Annotated in this window: 15 protein-coding genes; 7 read left to right on the top strand and 8 right to left on the bottom strand. The window is 75.7% G+C overall.

The window, feature by feature from the left end; translation table 11 throughout:
• Nucleotides 1-260 precede the first annotated feature (260 nt).
• A complete protein-coding gene (locus MTR79_RS19275) occupies nt 261-1,571 on the top strand; it encodes an MFS transporter (protein WP_280518342.1) in 1,311 nt (436 codons plus the stop codon).
• Between the two features lie 289 nt (nt 1,572-1,860).
• On the opposite strand, the gene rfaE2 is transcribed toward MTR79_RS19275, so the two are convergent.
• The 7 genes from rfaE2 to MTR79_RS19240 form a co-directional block, all read right to left on the bottom strand.
• The gene (gene rfaE2, locus MTR79_RS19270; RefSeq protein WP_114872864.1) at nt 1,861-3,276 is read right to left on the bottom strand and encodes a D-glycero-beta-D-manno-heptose 1-phosphate adenylyltransferase; all 1,416 of its coding nucleotides are present in this window, start codon (nt 3,274-3,276) and stop codon (nt 1,861-1,863) included.
• Nucleotides 3,273-3,899, bottom strand: a complete 627-nt coding sequence (locus tag MTR79_RS19265; protein WP_189365806.1) for an SIS domain-containing protein — start codon at nt 3,897-3,899, stop codon at nt 3,273-3,275. The genes rfaE2 and MTR79_RS19265 overlap by 4 nt, the downstream gene beginning before the upstream one ends.
• A 91-nt stretch (nt 3,900-3,990) precedes the next feature.
• Nucleotides 3,991-5,256, bottom strand: coding sequence for a glycosyltransferase (locus MTR79_RS19260; protein WP_086705093.1), 1,266 nt, complete (start codon nt 5,254-5,256; stop codon nt 3,991-3,993).
• A gap of 142 nt (nt 5,257-5,398) precedes the next feature.
• The gene (locus MTR79_RS19255) at nt 5,399-6,460 is read right to left on the bottom strand and encodes a glycosyltransferase (RefSeq protein ID WP_189365805.1); all 1,062 of its coding nucleotides are present in this window, start codon (nt 6,458-6,460) and stop codon (nt 5,399-5,401) included.
• Nucleotides 6,457-8,127, bottom strand: a complete 1,671-nt coding sequence (locus MTR79_RS19250; RefSeq protein ID WP_086705091.1) for a carbamoyltransferase C-terminal domain-containing protein — start codon at nt 8,125-8,127, stop codon at nt 6,457-6,459. The genes MTR79_RS19255 and MTR79_RS19250 overlap by 4 nt, the downstream gene beginning before the upstream one ends.
• Nucleotides 8,128-8,200: 73 nt before the next feature.
• Nucleotides 8,201-9,166, bottom strand: coding sequence for an NAD-dependent epimerase/dehydratase family protein (locus MTR79_RS19245; RefSeq protein WP_086705090.1), 966 nt, complete (start codon nt 9,164-9,166; stop codon nt 8,201-8,203).
• A 123-nt stretch (nt 9,167-9,289) separates the two neighbouring features.
• A complete protein-coding gene (locus MTR79_RS19240; protein ID WP_086705089.1) occupies nt 9,290-9,784 on the bottom strand; it encodes a hypothetical protein in 495 nt (164 codons plus the stop codon).
• Nucleotides 9,785-9,956: 172 nt separating this feature from the next.
• On the opposite strand from MTR79_RS19240, the gene MTR79_RS19235 reads away from it, so the two are divergent.
• From MTR79_RS19235 to MTR79_RS19210, 6 genes are all read left to right on the top strand, one after another.
• Nucleotides 9,957-11,204 (top strand): cytochrome P450, encoded by a 1,248-nt coding sequence (locus MTR79_RS19235; RefSeq protein ID WP_189365803.1) that lies wholly within the window; start codon nt 9,957-9,959, stop codon nt 11,202-11,204.
• A 142-nt stretch (nt 11,205-11,346) separates the two neighbouring features.
• Nucleotides 11,347-11,535, top strand: coding sequence for a hypothetical protein (locus MTR79_RS19230; RefSeq protein WP_048458282.1), 189 nt, complete (start codon nt 11,347-11,349; stop codon nt 11,533-11,535).
• Nucleotides 11,536-11,557: 22 nt separating this feature from the next.
• Nucleotides 11,558-12,250: a hypothetical protein gene (locus MTR79_RS19225; protein ID WP_244791498.1), complete on the top strand. Its 693-nt coding sequence runs from the start codon at nt 11,558-11,560 to the stop codon at nt 12,248-12,250.
• The gene (locus MTR79_RS19220; RefSeq protein WP_189365802.1) at nt 12,247-13,242 is read left to right on the top strand and encodes a hypothetical protein; all 996 of its coding nucleotides are present in this window, start codon (nt 12,247-12,249) and stop codon (nt 13,240-13,242) included. The genes MTR79_RS19225 and MTR79_RS19220 overlap by 4 nt, the downstream gene beginning before the upstream one ends.
• Nucleotides 13,239-14,159, top strand: a complete 921-nt coding sequence (locus tag MTR79_RS19215; protein WP_086705085.1) for a hypothetical protein — start codon at nt 13,239-13,241, stop codon at nt 14,157-14,159. Before MTR79_RS19220 ends, MTR79_RS19215 begins: the two co-directional genes overlap by 4 nt.
• Nucleotides 14,156-15,244, top strand: a complete 1,089-nt coding sequence (locus tag MTR79_RS19210) for a serine hydrolase domain-containing protein (RefSeq protein ID WP_244791496.1) — start codon at nt 14,156-14,158, stop codon at nt 15,242-15,244. The genes MTR79_RS19215 and MTR79_RS19210 overlap by 4 nt, the downstream gene beginning before the upstream one ends.
• 67 nt (nt 15,245-15,311) lie before the next feature.
• Here the strand turns inward: MTR79_RS19210 and MTR79_RS19205 are convergent, their stop codons facing one another.
• Nucleotides 15,312-16,682, bottom strand: a complete 1,371-nt coding sequence (locus MTR79_RS19205) for a trypsin-like serine protease (protein ID WP_189365800.1) — start codon at nt 16,680-16,682, stop codon at nt 15,312-15,314.
• Between the last annotated feature and the right edge of the window lie 48 nt (nt 16,683-16,730).

Genomic DNA, 16,730 nt, shown 5'->3' with positions numbered 1-16,730 from the left:
CGCCTCTCTTCCCGCTGTCCCGCCCGGCAAACCCCTCTGTGAGCAACCGCACCCGCACGGCCAAGTGCCGTGCGGGTGCGGGCGTTTGACTCCCGTGTCCGTCCACGGCACGTGTGCGGTGGAAAGGACTCGGGGGTCCCTTCTGCCACGATGGTGCGCGCCCGATCCGGCGACGGGAACCGCCGCGCAGCGCAGCCGGCGACCTCCTTCCCGCGCCCACTCAGCCGAGCCCCCAGGGGCTCCTCCCCGAGTAGCGCACCGTGTCTTCCACACCCTCCCCCGCCCCGGCCGGGTCCCGTTCGCCCTGGCGTTCCCTCCGGCACCGCAGCATGCGCTGGTGGTCCGTCGCGAACTTCGTGTCCAACGCCGGTACGTGGATGCAGCTGACCGTGCAGAACCTGCTGGTCCTCCAGATCACCGGGTCCGCCGCGGCCACCGGCCTGTCCATGTCCGTCCAGGCGGCCCCGGCCCTGCTGATGAGCGTCCTCGGCGGCGCGGCCGTCGACCGCTGGCCGCGCAAGCTGACCGCCGCGGTCAGCCAGGCCGCGCTCGCCGTCATCGCCTTCACCACGGCCACCCTGGTGGCGCTGGACCGGCTCGACATGACCACCCTGATGGTGCTGGCCGCCGTCACCGGCACGGTCGCCACCGTCGACAACCCCGCCTGCGCCCTGCTCGGCAACGACCTCGTCCCCGCCGAGGACGTGCCCTCCGCCATCGGCGTGGGCGCGCTCGTCTTCAACGCAGGACGGCTCGCGGGCGCGGCCCTGGCCGGCGTGACCGTCGGCTTCCTCGGCACGGCGGCGGCCTACTTCGCCAACGGTTTCTCCTTCCTCTTCGTGACGGCGGTCGTCCCGTTCCTGCGCCCGGCGGCGGGCGCGGTACGGCAGGTCACCGGGCGGGCCGCCCGGCGGCCGGCGTCCGACATGAGCGTGCGGGAGGGCCTCGCCTTCTTCGCCCGCAGGCCTCGGCTGCTGGCGCTCGCGGGGGTGACCGGCATCAGCGCGGTCTTCGGCCGCAACTACGGCCTCACCCTCGCCGTCCTCGTCACCGGCCCCCTCGCCGGCGGCGCGGGCGCCTTCGGCACGGTGTCGACCGTCCTCGCGGCCGGCGGGATCGTCGGCGCGGTGCTCGGCGCGCGTCTGCGCCGCCCGTCCGTGCGGCTGGTCGGCGCGCTGGCCGCCACTGGGGCGCTGCTGCAGATCGTGGCCGGTCTGTCGCCCTCGCTGGCGGTGCTGCTGGTGCTGGTCCTGCCCATGGCCGTGGTCGAGTCCGTCTCCGACACGGCGGGCACGGCGGTCCTCCAGACCGATCCGCCTGCCCATCTGCGGGGGCGTGTGCTGGGGGTGTGGGGTTCGGTCGGCACGCTGTGGAGCCTGGGCGGGCCTCCGGCCCTCGGGCTCCTCATGGAACTGGCGGGGCCGCGAGGTGCACTGATCACGGGTGGCGTCGTCATCGCCGCGTCCATCGCGTCGGGCCACCTCCTGCACCGCCGCGCCACGCTCGCGACCTCGGTCACCCTGCGCTCGAAGGACACGATCCCCCAGCCGACCCTGCAGACGGCGGCGTGACCCGCCCCCTCTCCAGCACGCGGCGCTGAAACTGGCCTGAAGGGGCGCGGGGAACCGCGCGAACAGAGGTTCGACGGACGGGACCTCCGAAGCACGGGACCGAGGGGCGCGGGGAACCGCGCGAAGGGAAGTCCAACGAACGGAGCCTCCGAAGCGGGCGGCGCTGACCGCACCGTTTCGGGGCCTCCGCCCCCGGACCCCCGTTCGCGCAGTTCCCCGCGCCCCTATGGGGCGTGTCACCCCTCGTCAGCCTGAAAGGCTGCACGACCCGCCCCGAAGCGCGACAGCCCTACCCCTCCGTCGGCTTCAAAGCCACCGAAACCGCATCCGCAGCCCGCCGCGCGAGCAGCGTCGTCGAGTGGCCGTCCAGGTACGGCAGTACCACCGCCTGCCCACCCCACTCCCGCAGCGCCTCCGCCTCAGGCAGATCCTGGACGGAATAGTCCCCGCCCTTCACCCACACATCCGGCCGGAGACGCTCAAGCACCCTCTCAGGCGTGTCCTCCTCGAACACCACCACCGCGTCCACACTGCCCAGCGCCGCCAGCACCCTCGCGCGGTCCGTGGCCGGGGTGAGGGGGCGTCCTGGGCCCTTGCGGCGGGTGACGGAGGCGTCGGAGTTCAGGCAGACGATCAGGCAGTCGCCGATCCGCCGGGCGCTCTCCAGCAGGCCCACGTGACCGGCGTGCACCAGGTCGAAGCAGCCGCCTGTGGCGACCACGGTGCCGCCCCGCGCCCGTACCTCCCGCGCCAGTTCGAACGCGTCGGAGGCCGGGTCCTGGGCGGGGACCGGGGCGACCGGTGTGTGCCAGAGGTCCGGGTTGCCCGCGCCGCCCGCCGCGACGAACGCGGCGGCCTCGGCGACCGCCCGCTGCAGCGCCTCCTCCGGCAGCAGCCCGTCCGCCAGCCCGGCGACCGTCGTCGCGGCGAAGCAGTCGCCCGCGCCGCAGGTGTCGCCGTCCGCGTGGAACGGCGCCGGGATCAGCATCGGGGTGCCGCCGCCCGGCCGGGTCAGCAGCACGCCCCGCTCGCCGAGCGTCACCGCGACGCCCGCCGCCCGCCAGCGCTCGGCGAGTTCGGTGCCACGCTCGGCGAAGGCGCCGAGCGACGCGCCCGACACGCCGGGCGTGCCCGCGCAGAGCGCGACCGCCTCGCCCCCGTTGGGCGTGACCAGGCGGGCCCCCGGCACCGGCGTCTCGCCGCGGGGGTGCGGGTCCCACACGAGGGGGGTGCGCCGGGCGGCCTCCTCCAGATGCGGGCGGACCGCGCGGGCGGTGTGCCGGCCGTAGTCGGCGACGAGGACGGCGTGCGCGCCGGCCAGCGCCTCGCGCACCGCCTCGTCCGGCTCGCCGGGCGTCCCGCCGCCCCGGTCGATGCGCACCAGCGGCCGCCCTCCGGCGAGGACACGCGTCTTCACCGGCAGCGTGCCGTGCAGCGGCAGCTCCAGCAGCCGTACCCGCCCGGCGAGCTGCTGCCGTACCGCCTCGCTCGCGGGGTCGTCGCCGAGCGCGGTCACCAGGACGACGTCCCGGCCGCCGCGCGCGGCCAGGGCGGCGGCTAGCCCGGCGCCGCCCGGGTGCCTGTGGTCCCCGGTGACGTCGACGACCGGGGCGGGAGCGTCGGGGGCCAGCCGGGTGGACACGCCCTCGATGTCCTCGTCGAGAAGGACGTCGCCCACCACCACCAGCGGTTCGGGACCGGTCATGTCAGCCTCCCGGGAACGGCCGCCACGGTCCGCGCCGGTGGCGCGGCCACGGCGGTGTCGAAGCACTCGCAGAGCAGGTGCACGGCGACCAGATGGACCTCCTGCACGGTCGCCGTCGAGGCCGCCGTCACGCACAGGCTCTCGTCGGCGGCCTCCATCAGCGGGTTGGGGCCGGGGCCGGTCAGCGCCCACACCTCGAGTCCGGCCCGCCGGGCCGCCACCGCGGCGGCGATGAGGTTGGCGCTGCGCCCCGAGGTGGACAGCAGCATCAGCACGTCGCCGGGGCGTCCGTGCGCGGCGACCTGACGGGCGTAGACGTGGTCGAAGCCGTAGTCGTTGCCGATGGCGGTGACGCTGGAGGTCTCCGCGTGCAGGGCGAGCGCCGAGTAGGCGGGCCGCTCGCTGCGGTAGCGGCCGACCAGCTCGGCGGTGAGGTGCTGGGCCTGGGCGGCGCTGCCGCCGTTGCCCGCGGCCAGCAGCCGGCCGCCGCCGGTGAGGACGGAGGCGAGCCGGCCGCCCCAGTCGGCGATCCGGGGCAGACCGTGCCGGCCGAGCCCGTCGAGGGCGTCCTGGAGGGACCGGCAGTGCAGACGGGCGGCGTCGAGCGCGGGGTGTTCGGTCATGGCGTGTCGGGCGCGCCGCCCTCCGGGGACGACGACGGCACCCGCACCTCCTTCCAACGTCGGGCGTCTGCGGCCCGGTCGGGCCTGAGGTTCAGCCGGTCCTGGTCACGTCGGCGGTCCTGCTCACGGCCGGCTCGCTGTCGAGGACCTCGCAGTACGCCGCCTCCGTGGCGGCGGCGATGCGCGGCCACCCGTACCGGGCGAGCACCCGGCGGCGGCCCGCCACCCCGCAGGCGTCGCGGCCGGCCGGGTCGGCGAGCAGGCTCGCGACGGCGGAGGCCAGCGCCTCGGGGTCGCCGGGCGGCACGAGCCGTCCGGTGGCCGGGTCGGCGACCGTGTCGAGCTGGCCGCCGACCGCGCTGGCCACCACGGGACGGCCGCAGGCCATGGCCTCCAGCGGGACGATGCCGAAGGGCTCGTAGTCGGCGGGGCAGAGCACCACGTCGGCGGAGCGCAGCAGCGCCGGAACGCGTTCGGCGTCCACCCCGCCGAGGAACCGCACCCGGTCGGCGACCCCCGCGTCCCGCGCGAGCGCGCGCAGCCGGCGCACCTCCGGGTCGTCGTCGAGCCGCTCCGCCGGGGGCCCGCCGGCCACCAGCAGTTCGGTCCCGGGCAGCAGGGCCAGCGCGGCCACCGACACGGCGGCGCCCTTGCGCGGCACCAGCCGCCCCAGCTGGACCAGCCGGTGACGGTACGGGCCGCGCGCCCAGCGCGGGCCCGTCGGCGTGAAGCGTTCGGTGTCCACGCCGCACGGCACGACGCCGATCCGGTCCGCGGGCACGCCCATCCGGACCAGCTCGGCGACCTCGTCACGGCAGGTGGCGACGACCCGGTCGCAGCCGGTCCCCACCTCGATCTCGCAGCCGATCCGCTCCGGCGGGCTGGTGTCGGCGTCGCCCTGGTGGCGCCGCTTGACCGTGCCCAGCGCGTGGTAGGTGTGCAGCAGCGGCAGCCCCGCTTCCCGGGCGGCGCCGAGCGAGGCCAGCCCGGACATCCAGTAGTGGGAGTGCACCACGTCCGGGGTGCGGGCCCGCCACTCCCGGACGAGCACGCGCGCGAAGGCGTCCATGTACGGCAGCAGCCGGTCCTTGGGCACCGGTTCGGCGGGCCCGGCGGTGACGTGGTGGACCTCCACGCGCTCACCCAGCCGCACCCGGTCCGGCAGGTCGGGCGCGTCGCGGCGGGTGTGCACCGTGACGCGGTGTCCACGGTCGGCGAGCGCCGTGGCCAGGGCGGCGACGTGGACGTTCTGGCCTCCGGCGTCCACCCCGCCGAGCGCGGCGAGGGGACTCGCGTGCTCCGAGACGAGCGCGATCGACAGCACGCCAGGGGGGACAGGGGCGAGGTCCGCGGTCATGGGCTCACCTCCGTGATCGGTCGCGGCCGGGGTGCGGACACCGCCGTCCGCGGATCGGGTTCCGGCCGCGGCTGCGGCCGGGAGCGTGAGCGGGGCGCCCGCCGAGGCCCGTCGAGGGCCGGGGGAGGGCAGGGCCGGCCGGTCATGTCGGCATCCGTTCGCCGGCGGGCGCCGCCGTGGACGGCGACGGGGACACGGCCCGGTGCCGGTGGGCTGGAGTCGTGCGGTGCCGCGCCTGTCCGTACAGCCAGTGCCAGGCCGCGGCCGGCGGGACGAGCGCGCTGGTGAGGACCATGGTGACGATCTCGTCCCGGGTGCGCGGACCGGGGAGGATCCGGGCCAGGGCGAACTCGGCGGTCCCGGCGAGCCACCCGGCGGCGTACGCCGTCGCCGCGCGCGGGCGTCCGGTCAGCGCGGTCACCGCCGCCGCGAGCCCGGCCGAGGTGACCGCCAGGTGCAGCGGGAGACGGCCCCGGGGCGCGCCGGCCCGCCGCCACCAGTCCCGGCCGTGCAGCCGGGTCATCAGCACGTCGTCCGCGTTGCCCGCCTGGAGCCGCACGGAGACCCACCGGTCCGCGGGCCGCACCGGGTGCGTGGTCGTACGGCGTCCCTCCGCCAGCGTCCAGCCGGCGTCGAGCACCCGCAGCGCCAGGTCCGCGTCCTCCCGGAAGGCGCGGCGGAACCGTTCGTCGAAGCCGCCGACGGCCTCCAGCGCCTTGCGCCGGTACGCCATGTCGGCGGTGATCCAGCGCGCCTCGGCCAGCCCCGCGACGTTGCGTTCCCAGTCGGTGGGCGCCCGGTCCACGGGCAGCGGAACCTCGACGCGCGCGGTGATGCCGGCGGTCGCCACGCTCGCCCCGGCGAGGTCGAGCGCGAGGTCGTCGGCCCAGGTGGGGCCCGGCACCACGTCGTCGTCGAGGAACACGATCCACGGAGCGTCCCCGGCGGCCCGCCATCCGGCGTTGCGGGCGGCGGCCGGACCGCGCGCCCCGCCGCGCGCCACGACGGTCCGGGACCGCAGGGCGGGCGGCACGGACGCGGTGAGCGGCACGGCCGGGTCCCGGCGGTCGTCCACCAGCACGACCCGCGCCGGACGCGGCCCCTCCGACTCGGCCAGCGCCCGCAGGCACGCCGCGAGAGACGGGCGGCCCAGGGTCGGCACCACCACCGCGTACTCCCCGGCGGGAGCGGCGGGCCCGGTCATCGCGCCACCTCCTCTCCGCCGTCCCCGGTGCGGAACAGCGCCCCGCGCCGCACGGCGTACGGGCCGACGGCCAGCAGGTCCACCGGGGAGGAGCCGAAGCACTCCAGGGCGTCGCGCGGATCGTCCACCATGGGGCGGCCGGCCGTGTTGAGGCTGGTGTTGACGACGACGGGCAGCCCGGTCAGCCGCTCGAACTCGACGAGCATCCGCGCCAGCAGCGGCTCGCGCGCCGGGTCGACCGTCTGGATGCGGGCGGTGCCGTCGACATGCACCACGGCGGGCACGCGGTCCCGCCAGGCGGGCGCCACGTCGTGCACGAACAACATGTACGGGCTGGGCAGCGGCCCGTCGAAGATCTCCGCCGCCCGCTCGGCCAGCACCATGGGCGCGACCGGACGGAACTGCTCGCGGCCCTTCACGTCGTTGAGCCGCTCCAGGTTCCCCGCGTGCCCGGGGTGGGCGAGCAGCGACCGGTGGCCGAGTGCCCGGGGCCCGTACTCGCTGCGCCCCTGGAACCAGGCCACGATGCCGTTGTCGGCGAGTGCCCTGGCCACGGTGACGGCGATGTCCTCCGGCTTCTCGCAGGGCACGGCGGCCGTCTTCAGCCACGCGCCCAGTTCCGCGTCGGACCAGTCCCGGCCCAGGTCGGCGCCGCTCATCGGCTCGGGCGCGTCCCCGGCCCCGGCGGACAGCAGCAGCGCGCCGCCGAGCGCGGTCCCCGCGTCACCCGCCGCGGGCTGCACCCACACCCGGGAGAACGGACCCTCGCGTGCGATACGGGAGTTGGCCACGCAGTTCAGCGCCACGCCCCCGGCGAGGGTGAGCACCGCGTCATGGGTACGGCCGTGCAGCCAGCGCACCAGGTCGAGCAGCGTCTCCTCCAGCACGGCCTGCGCGCTCGCGGCGACGTCGGCGTGGTCCTGCGTCCACGGCTCGTCCGGGCCGCGCGGCACGCACAGCTCCGCCCAGGGCACCCCGGCCGCGTGGAAACCGCCGTCGCCCGTCGGATACACGTGGCGGCGCAGTTCCGGCAGCATGCGCGGAGTGCCGTGGGAGGCGAGGGCCATCACCTTGAACTCGTCGGAGGAGCGCAGGAAGCCGAGGTGCTCGGTCAGCTCCTCGTAGACCAGGCCCAGCGAGTGCGGGAGGTCCTGGGCACGCAGGGGTTGGAGCCGGCCGCCGACGCGGCGCGCGGCCAGATGGGAGGCGCGTTCGCCGCGGCCGTCCAGCACCAGCACCGAGCAGCTGTCGGCGTCGGGCGCCGCGTACGCGCCGGACGCGGCGTGCGCCATGTGGTGCGGGACGAAGCGCACGGTCTCCGGATCGAGTCCTGGCAGCGCGGTCCGCAGGAAGTTCGGGGCCTCCCGCGCGTAGGTGAGCCGCAGATGGTCCCAGGGGTCGTCAAGGCCCATCGCGTCGGCGGGGCGGGCCAGCGCGGGGTCGAACGAGTAGGCGACCGCGTCGAGGTCCTGGGGGCGCAGCCCGGCCCGCTTCAGGCACCAGGCGGCGGCCTGTTCGGGCAGCTCCCAGGCGGAGAAGGGCAGCGGTCGCTTGCCGTGCTTGCGCCGGGAGAACCGTTCCTCCTCCGCGGCGGCGACGGTACGGCCGTCGATCACCAGGGCGGCCGCGGGGTCGTGGAACAGGGCGTTGATGCCGAGGATGCGCATGGCGGACGGACCTTTCGCGTGGGGGCGGCGGCCGGGGCGGCCGCCTGGTCCTGGAGCCGGCGGGGCGGGCCGTTCAGCCGCGGGCCGATTCGGCGCGGAACCAGTCGATCGTGCGGCGCAGGCCCTCTTCGGCGCCCACCCGCGGTTCCCAGCCGAGCTTGTCGCGGGCCAGCGTGATGTCGGGGCAGCGCACGGCCGGGTCGTCCACCGGGCGCTCGATGTAGCGCACCTCGGAGGAGGAGCCGGCGAGCGCCACCACCAGGCGGGCCAGCGCGAGCATGCTGATCTCGGAGGGGTTGCCGATGTTGACGGGGCCGCGCAGACCGTGGGCGGCCGCCGCGAGGATGCCGGCGACGGTGTCGTCGACGTAGCACAGCGAACGCGTCTGCCGGCCGTCGCCGGTCACGGTGAGCGGCTCACCGGCCAGCGCCTGCCGCACGAAGGTGGGCACCGCCCGCCCGTCGTGGCCGCGCATGCCGGGACCGTACGTGTTGAACAGCCGCACGATGCAGGTGTCCGTGCCGTACGTCTCCGCGTGCGCGGTGGTCAGGGCCTCGCCGAAGCGCTTCGCCTCGTCGTACACGCTGCGCGGGCCGACCGGGTTCACGTTGCCCCAGTACCGCTCGTCCTGCGGGTTCTGCTGCGGGTCGCCGTACACCTCCGACGTCGACGCCAGCACGAACCGCGCCTCGGACTCATGGGCGAGGGTCAGGGCGTTGCCGGTGCCGGCGCTGCCCGTCTCCATGGTGTGCAGCGGCAGCCGCAGATAGTCCGCGGGTGAGGCGGGTGAGGCGAAGTGCAGCACCAGGTCGGGCCGCCGGCGCACCGGCAGCTCCTGCGCCACGTTGGCCTGCACGAGGGTGAACCCCGGCCGGTCGAGCAGCGGGGCGATGTTCTCGGGCCGTCCGGTGCTGAGATCGTCCACACAGGTCACGGCCGCGCCCGCGTCGAGCAGGGCCTTGCACAGATGGGAGCCGACGAACCCGGCGCCGCCGGTCACGACAGCGTGCTCCCACTTCCGGGATATGGGGCTACTCATGCCCACACCCTCACCCGCACGGAGTGCGTCGGCACGGTCGCCTGGTGCAGTCGAGTGAATCACGGACAGTGACGGTCCGGTGTGCCCAGGGTGTCCATGGCTGCCGCGCGGCGGCTCGGGCGGTCATGCCGCCGGCGTGGATCCGTGCCCCAGGCGCGCCAGCAGCGACTGCTCGTGGAGGCGGGCCACCGGGGACACGAGGTCCGGGTGGCGGAGCAAGGCCGCCGCCCTCCTGTCCGTCGGGTCCGGGAAGAGGAGGCGGTGGTACGCGCCGGAACCCGGGGGAAGGGCCGCCACGGCCCGGGCGGCCAGGCCCGCGTCGGACAGCAGGCACGCCGCCCAGCTCGCCACGACCTCGTCGACCCACGAGCGCCACGGCTCCGAGCCGAGACCCTCCGCTCCGGTGACGCCGTCGAGGCGGGTCGCGCCGCCGGGGCCGGCCAGGCCGACCAGTTCCGCGTCGACCGGCGTCGGATGGCGGAGCCGGGCCGCCACCGTCACCGCCTGCCGGGCCTGGATCTCGCACAGGGCGGTGGACAGGGCCCCGCCGGGCGCGGGGAAGGAACGGGTCAGCCACTGCGCGGTGGCCGCGATCACGGGGGAGAGATGGGCTGGCACTGCGGGTCCGTCCGTACCGGGAGGAAAGGGGGGTGAGGATGCCGGCACCGTAGTCCTCGCTCCGCCCTCCCCGACGTGACCCGGGTCTCGACAGGGGAGTGGTCTGCGCCACGCCCGGGCGGGTGTGACGTCCGCGGAGTGTCCTGGGAGGGCCTGCGGGCACCCGCCCGCCATGGACGTACTCAGCCGCCCCCTGATCGACCGCACCCTGCCGCTCCTCGCCGAGGGCTACGCATGGCTCCCCAACCGGATGCGCGACGCGTCCGGTTCCGTGGTCCGCACCCGGATCATGGGCCGCCCCGCACTCGCCCTGCGCGGACCGGAGGCGGTCCGCTTCTTCTACGACGAACGGAACGTGCACCGGCACCGCGCGATCCCCGAGCCGGTCCTCGGCACCCTCTTCGGGCACGAGGCCGTGCACACCCTGGACGGCGCCGCCCATCGCGCCCGCAAGGACCTGTTCCTGCCGCTGCTGGAACCCACCGCCGTGGCGGGACTCGCCGAGCACGTCTCCGACGCCTGGGACGAGGCCGTACCGGAATGGGGCCGCCGCGCGTCGGTCGTGCTGTTCGAGGAGGCGGCCACCGTGCTCACGCGGGGCGTCCACCGCTGGGCGGGCGTGCCGCTGGACGACGCCGAGGCGGGGGCGGCCGCGCGGGACATGACCGCGATGGTGGACGGCTTCGCCACCGCGGGTCCGCGCCATCTGCGGGCCCGCCGCGCGCGCGGCCGCCAGGAGGAGCGGCTGGCCCGCCTGGTCCGCGACGTCCGCACCGGGGCGGTCACCGCGCCCGCCGGCTCGGTGCTGGAGCGGGTGTGCGGGCATCACGACCTGAGCGGCGAGCCGCTGAGCGAGAAGACCGCCGCCGTGGAACTGCTCAACGTGCTGCGCCCCACCACCGCCCTCGCCTGGTTCGTCGCCTTCGCCGCGCACGCCTTGCACCGCTGGCCGGAGAACCGGGCGCCGCTCGCGAAGGGGGACGTGGCGTTCCAGACCGCGTTCGCGCACGAGGTGCGCCGCTTCTACCCGTTCGTGCCCTTCCTCGGCGGCCTCGCGGCCCGCGACCTGTTCTGGCGGGGCGCGTGGGTCCCCGAAGGGGGCCTGGTGGTGCTCGACGTCTACGGCCAGAACCACGACGAGACGCTGTGGGGCGACCCGTACGCCTTCCGGCCGCGCCGCTTCCTCGAGCGGGCCGTCGGGCGCGACGAGCTGATCCCGCAGGGCGGCGGCGACCCGGCGTCGGGTCACCGCTGCCCCGGAGAGGGCCTCACCGTCGGCGTGTTGGAGACTCTCGCCGCGCAACTAGCCCGTATGGAGTACACGGTTCCGGACCAGAATCTGGCCATCCCCCTGCACCGCGTTCCCACCCTCCCGCACAGCGGTGTCGTCCTTGCGGGCGTAGGGCGGGCCGCCGTCTAGCGGTCCCCGCGCCCTGCACCCGTGACCCCGCCGCATGTTGAAGAAGTGACGAAAGTAAGTAAGAGAAAAGTGGCGTGATTTGTCCGATTCGGGTGATTCTGAACGTGGAAGGTACCTCGCTACGCCTCAGGGAGATGGTGTTATGCGTACCGACGAGAAGGTCATCAAGGAAGTCACCGGCATCCAGGCCGCCGACATCGAGGCGGCGCTCGACCCGGTCGAGGCCGACGGCGTCTACCGCGACAGCCGGCAGTGCGCCGCCCTGGCGCTCCTCTCCGGCGCGACCAAGCTGCTGCTGTCGCCCCCGACCCCGCGCCCGAAGAAGGGCTGAACGGATCGACGGGAGTAGTCGAATGGAGCAGTCAGGCACTTCGACCCGCTTGCAGGCCGCGGTGCAGGACCTCGCTTCCGGTGTGGTCTCCGCCCTTCGGGGCGGGGACCACGCTCACGTGGTCCCCGCGGTGGGGACCGACGGGGAAGCGGGGGACCTGGCACTGGCCGCCGTACGCGTCCTGGGAGCGGACGCGCTGCTGCCGGGCCTCCTGTCGCGCACTCCGCCCGACCCGGCGGAGCTGGCCGTCTTCCGCAAGGCGGTCGAGGCGTATCCGCCCCGCGCGGACGCGGCGCCCACCGTGCGCTGGAGCCACTGGGCGATGGCCCGCACCCTGCGGCGCGCCGACCCCTCCTCCGCGGAGCCCCCGGACGAGCCGGACACCGCGTGGCTGGACGACGCGACCTGGCAGTTCGTCACCCATCAGCTCGCCGTCCTGGCGCCCCTCGCGCTGCCCGGGGAGGACTGCGCGGTGAGCCGCCTCGCGGCCGGCCGGCCCGTGGACGTCGCCCGTGGCTTCGTCCGCGCGGTGCGCCGCCGGGACTGGCGGCAGGCCGCAGGCGCGGGGCGCTGGCTGACGCTGCTGCCCGGCGTGCCGGACAGCGTCGGCCTGGAAGCCGGCCTGGACTTCGTGGAACTGATGGGCGGACAGGACCCGCTCGTCGCCCTCCAGGTGCAGGCGGCCCGCCGGATGCGGACCGGAGCACGCGTGTGACCGCGCCCGCCGACGCCCACCGCACCGCCGGAACTCTGCGCACCGCCGCCGGGGACGCCCTCGCCTGGGCGGACTCCCGGCGCGCCGACTTCGCCCTGGGCGAGGACGCGCTGGCCGCCGACGGCGAGGTCGACCGCAGCTGGAAACCCCTCGGCGAGCTCGCCCAGGTCTGCGCCACCGTCACCCGGCTCACCGGGCCCGCCGACCCGCTGCACGCGCGCGCCCGCGGACTGCTCGACTTCGCCTGGCAGGAGACGCGCGAGGGTGAGCTGTTCCTGCGGCTCCAGCGCCTGGAGCCCTTCGCCACCTACCCGTTGGAGGTGTACGCGGCTCTCGCCTCGGCCGGGCTGCGCCACCCCGCCTTCGAGCAGGCGGCAGCCGTCGTGGCCCGCACCCGCGGCTGGCGGCTCACCGAACAGGACCCCACGCGGCGGCTCGGCGTGCTGCGCGCCGAGGAACGCTGCGGCATCCACCGTTTCGGGCAGGCGCCGCCGGAGCTGCCGCAGACCTGGCTCGGCGGACTTCCCGAGCCGTGGACCTTCGGCCGCGACGCCGGATACGCCCTCACGCACGTCGTGTTCCACCTCAGCGACTGGGGCCGCGACGCCTCCGCCCTGCCGCCGGACCTCGTCGCCTACCTGGGCGACTGGCTGCCCCCCTGGCTCGACACCTGCCTGGAGGCCGGGCTGTGGGACCTCGGTGGCGAACTCCTCGCGGTGGCCGCGATCGTGGCCCGCACGACCGGCGAGGACATCCCCGGGAGCGACTGGGGGCGGCTGCTCGAGGCCCGCGGACCGTCCGGCGAAGTCCCCCTGGACGACCGCGACCTGGACGACATCGCCGCCGGGCCCGGCTCGGACGGCGACCGCTACTTCCTGCACCACTATCACTCCACCCTCATGGCCGCCTTCGCGGCGGTGCTGGCCGGAGCCCGCCCGGCCGAGCGGCCGGGGGCGGGGCGACGGCCCGGCGGACAAGGAGCGCCGGCATGACCGACACCCGTCTCGTCCACACCGTCGGCGTCGGCGCCATGGAATGGCTCTGGGCGCACCGTGACGGTTTCCGTCTCGAGACCGACGTGGACCCCGAGGTGGGCTTCCTGGAACGCTTCAAGCCGGTCGGCGAACTCGCCCTGGTCTGCAAGGTGCTGTTCCGCGAGGGCGTCGCCGGTTCCCGGCAGGCCGAGCTGGCCCGCCGGCTGCTCGACCACGTCTGGCGGGAGACCCTGGACGGCGGCACGATGCTGGTCCGCGGCCAGCGCACCGAACCGGCCTCCCCGATCCCCTTCGAGGTGTACCTGCCGTTCCGTGAACTCGGGTACAGCCAGCCGGAGCTCGAGCGCCACGTCGTGCTGAACAACCGGCTCGACAGCTGGTTCGCCTTCGAGACCACCCCCACCCGGCGGCTCGGACTGTCCGCGTTCCAGCGCCGCTTCGGCCTCACCCCCCGCCCGTCGGAGTCCGAGGCCCTGCGCTCCACCTGGCTGGCCCGCACCCCCGAACCGTGGACCGTCGAGGGCCACATCGGCTACGACATCACGCACTGCGTGTTCCATCTGACCGACTGGGGCGAGAACCCCGAAGGACTGCCCCCGGACATCGCCGAGTACCTGGCGACCTGGCTGCCCGCCTGGATCGACGACTGGCTGGACCTGCGCCGCTGGGACCTGCTCGGCGAACTCCTCGTGGTGGACGCCTGCCTGCCCCGCCCCACGCTCGACGAGACGGCCTGGCGGGCCTTCGCCGCCGCCCAGCAGCCCGACGGCGCCATGCCCGCCATCCGCGACATGCCCGAGGGAGACGAGGAGGCCGTCTTCGACGTCGTCTACCACTCCACGCTGGTCGCCGCGTTCGCCTCCGTCCTGGCCACCTCCCGCGCCCTGACCGAGCTGGCCGGCGCCGCCTCATGACGACGGTGCACCGCACCTCCTGGCCGGGCCCGCCGACCGGCCGGGAGGACGAGCCCTCCCCGAACCCTGGTGACGGGGAAGCTGGTCGGCCGGAGCGGCTGGCCGAGGCCGTCGCCGCGGCCGACGCCCCGGACGCCGTCTTCGCGCTCTCCCGCCTCGGCCGCCGCACGATCGTCACCGGCGGGACGGGAGCACCGCTCGGACGCCCCCGCGACCGGCTGCGCTACGAGATCGGCTCGGCCACCAAGGCGTACACCGGACTGCTGCTGGCGCACCTGGTGGACAGCGGCCTGCTCACCGGAGGCGAACCCGCCGCCGCCCTCCTCGGCGCCCACCGCCCGCCCGGCCGCACCCCCGTCACACTCGCCCACCTGGTGACGCACACGGCCGGACTCCCCGCACTGCCCGCCGACTTCTACCCCCGCGCGCTGCCCGCCTGGCGCACCAACCCCTACGGCCGCTACCCCGACGCCCGCGTCGTCGACGCCTTCCTGCGCCACCGCCCTCGCCACCGCCCCGGTACCCGCTGGCGCTACTCCAACTTCGGCGTCGCCGTCCTCGGCCACGCCCTCGGCGCGGCCACCGGCACCGACTGGCAGGACCTGGTGGCCGAGCGCCTGCTCACCCCCCTCGCCCTCCACGACACCGCCCCGCGCCCCGCCGACCGCGACGGGTTCGACGCCGTCGGTCACGGCAAGGACGGCACGGGCACGCTGCCCGCCTTCGACGCGGGCGGATTCCGGGCGGCCGGCGCGGTCCGCGCCACCCCGCACGACCTGCTCACCTTCCTGGAGGCGCACGTCGACCCCGACCGGTGCCCACCGTTGGCGGGCGCCCTCCGCGCCGTCCGCACCCCGGTGCTGCGCCGGGGATTCGGGCACCGGCACGTGCACACGGTCGCCTGGTTCCGGCACCCCACGGACGGCGGCCCGCTGTACTTCCACAGCGGCGCCACCCTCGGCCAGCAGGCGTTCCTCGGATTCCGGCCCGACACGGGCACCGCGCTCGCCGCCGTCTGCACCCGCCGCTTCCGCTCCGGCGACCCGTTCGTGTCCACGGCGTACGCGCTGCTCGCCGAGGGGTGACAGAACCGCCCGACGGCTCCGGCGGCGGGCCGAGGACCGCCGCCGGAGCCGTCGGGCGAGGGGCGCGTCAGACCCGCTGCCAGAGTGCCGGGGTCCCGGCGGGCGCCCACGCGCCCTGCGCCTGATGGGCCTGCAGACACTGGTACGTCACCCCGTCACGGGTGACGGTGGCGCCCGCCTCGTAGACCCGGCCGGCGGTCCACGCCTGCGCCCCGGTCTCCTGCTCCGCGGGCGCGGCCTGCGCGGACGCCGTGACCAGGGTCAGCCCGTACTGGGAGAGGATCGGGTTGACCGGCTGGAAGAACGTCGTACCGCCGCTCGTGCAGTTGCCGGAGCCGCCGGAGGTGACGCCCTGGGCCTGGGCGCCCGCGACGTACGGACCGCCGGAGTCGCCCGGTTCCGCGCACACCGTCGTCCTGGTCAGTCCGTTGACCGTGCCCTCCGGGTAGCGGACGCTCGCGTCGTGCTGCTCGATCACCCCGCAGTGCCAGCCCGTGGTGGAGCCCGAACGGCACACCGACGCCCCCACGAGCGCCTGCGCCGAGCCGCTGACCTGGACCTCCTGGCCGTCCGCCGCCTTCACGTCGGGCGTGGGCGTCCACTGGCTCCGGGTGGCCACCCACGCCATGTCCCGCCCGGGGAACTCGGACGCCTGGAAGGTGCCCTGCGCGGTGCGGTCGTAGCCGGTGGTGGTCGCGCCGGCCCGGCCGCAGTGACCGGCCGTCACGAAGCCGCCCTGACTGCCCTGGGCGACGGAGAAGCCGACGGAGCAGCGGGCCGAGTCGTTGATGTAGTAGGCGTCGCCGCCGGTGATGTCCTGCAGCAGCCGGGGCCGTTCGGGCGCCAGGCGGATGCCGACGTCCTCGCCCGCCACGCCCGCGGCCTCCACGAAGGCGGCCCCCGCGGCCTGGTCGACTGCCTGCACCACGACCTGGTTCTTCACCACGTCGACGTACCAGACGGGCGTGTCGGCGGTGGAGACGCGGCCGGCCGCCGCGTCGAGCTTCTCCTTCGCCGCCCGAAGTGCCGTCAGGGACCGCTCGACCACCTGCGCCGTGGCGCCCTCGGCCTCGATGGCCGCCACGTCCTGGGCGTCGGTCGTGGCGACCGTCAGGTCCTCGGCCGTCGTGCCCCGCAGCCAGGCGCCCGCGTACCGCTCACCCAGGGAGTTGCGCAGCCGGCCGGCGCGGGTGCCCGCCTCGGCCTCGTTGACCAGGCGCTCGGACGCCTGCTCCTCGTTCAGTTTCAGGTCGCGCTGGAGGGCGCTCAGCAGATGCGGGGAGGGCCGGTCGGCGCCGAGGGTCTGGGCCGCCCCGGGCGCGGGCCCCTCGGCGGGGGACGCGTCGGCCGCCGCGGCGTAGGGGAGTCCGGCGAGGACGAGGGCGCCGAGTGCCACGAGCGCCGAGCGGCGCGCGGTCCGGGCGTGTCTGAGGACCATTCGGTACGTCTCCATTCGTTGGGGCGGCGAGCTGTCGCGGAGCCCGTT

The organism is Streptomyces sp. BJ20 (assembly GCF_022869105.1).
Taxonomy (GTDB): domain Bacteria; phylum Actinomycetota; class Actinomycetes; order Streptomycetales; family Streptomycetaceae; genus Streptomyces; species Streptomyces griseoincarnatus.
The sequence above is the reverse complement of the archived record's forward strand: the minus strand, read 5'-3'. Positions and strand labels throughout refer to the sequence as shown.

Excerpts from the sequence above, each read along its gene's own strand:
- MTR79_RS19225 (WP_244791498.1), top strand. The coding sequence starts at position 11,558 with ATGGAGCAGTCAGGCACTTCGACCCGCTTGCAGGCCGCGGTGCAGGAC.
- MTR79_RS19265 (WP_189365806.1), bottom strand. The coding sequence starts at position 3,899 with ATGACCGAACACCCCGCGCTCGACGCCGCCCGTCTGCACTGCCGGTCC.
- MTR79_RS19260 (WP_086705093.1), bottom strand. The coding sequence starts at position 5,256 with ATGACCGCGGACCTCGCCCCTGTCCCCCCTGGCGTGCTGTCGATCGCG.
- MTR79_RS19235 (WP_189365803.1), top strand. The coding sequence starts at position 9,957 with ATGGACGTACTCAGCCGCCCCCTGATCGACCGCACCCTGCCGCTCCTC.
- MTR79_RS19205 (WP_189365800.1), bottom strand. The coding sequence starts at position 16,682 with ATGGTCCTCAGACACGCCCGGACCGCGCGCCGCTCGGCGCTCGTGGCA.
- MTR79_RS19245 (WP_086705090.1), bottom strand. The coding sequence starts at position 9,166 with ATGAGTAGCCCCATATCCCGGAAGTGGGAGCACGCTGTCGTGACCGGC.
- MTR79_RS19255 (WP_189365805.1), bottom strand. The coding sequence starts at position 6,460 with ATGACCGGGCCCGCCGCTCCCGCCGGGGAGTACGCGGTGGTGGTGCCG.
- MTR79_RS19215 (WP_086705085.1), top strand. The coding sequence starts at position 13,239 with ATGACCGACACCCGTCTCGTCCACACCGTCGGCGTCGGCGCCATGGAA.
- MTR79_RS19210 (WP_244791496.1), top strand. The coding sequence starts at position 14,156 with ATGACGACGGTGCACCGCACCTCCTGGCCGGGCCCGCCGACCGGCCGG.
- rfaE2 (WP_114872864.1), bottom strand. The coding sequence starts at position 3,276 with ATGACCGGTCCCGAACCGCTGGTGGTGGTGGGCGACGTCCTTCTCGAC.
- MTR79_RS19250 (WP_086705091.1), bottom strand. The coding sequence starts at position 8,127 with ATGCGCATCCTCGGCATCAACGCCCTGTTCCACGACCCCGCGGCCGCC.
- MTR79_RS19230 (WP_048458282.1), top strand. The coding sequence starts at position 11,347 with ATGCGTACCGACGAGAAGGTCATCAAGGAAGTCACCGGCATCCAGGCC.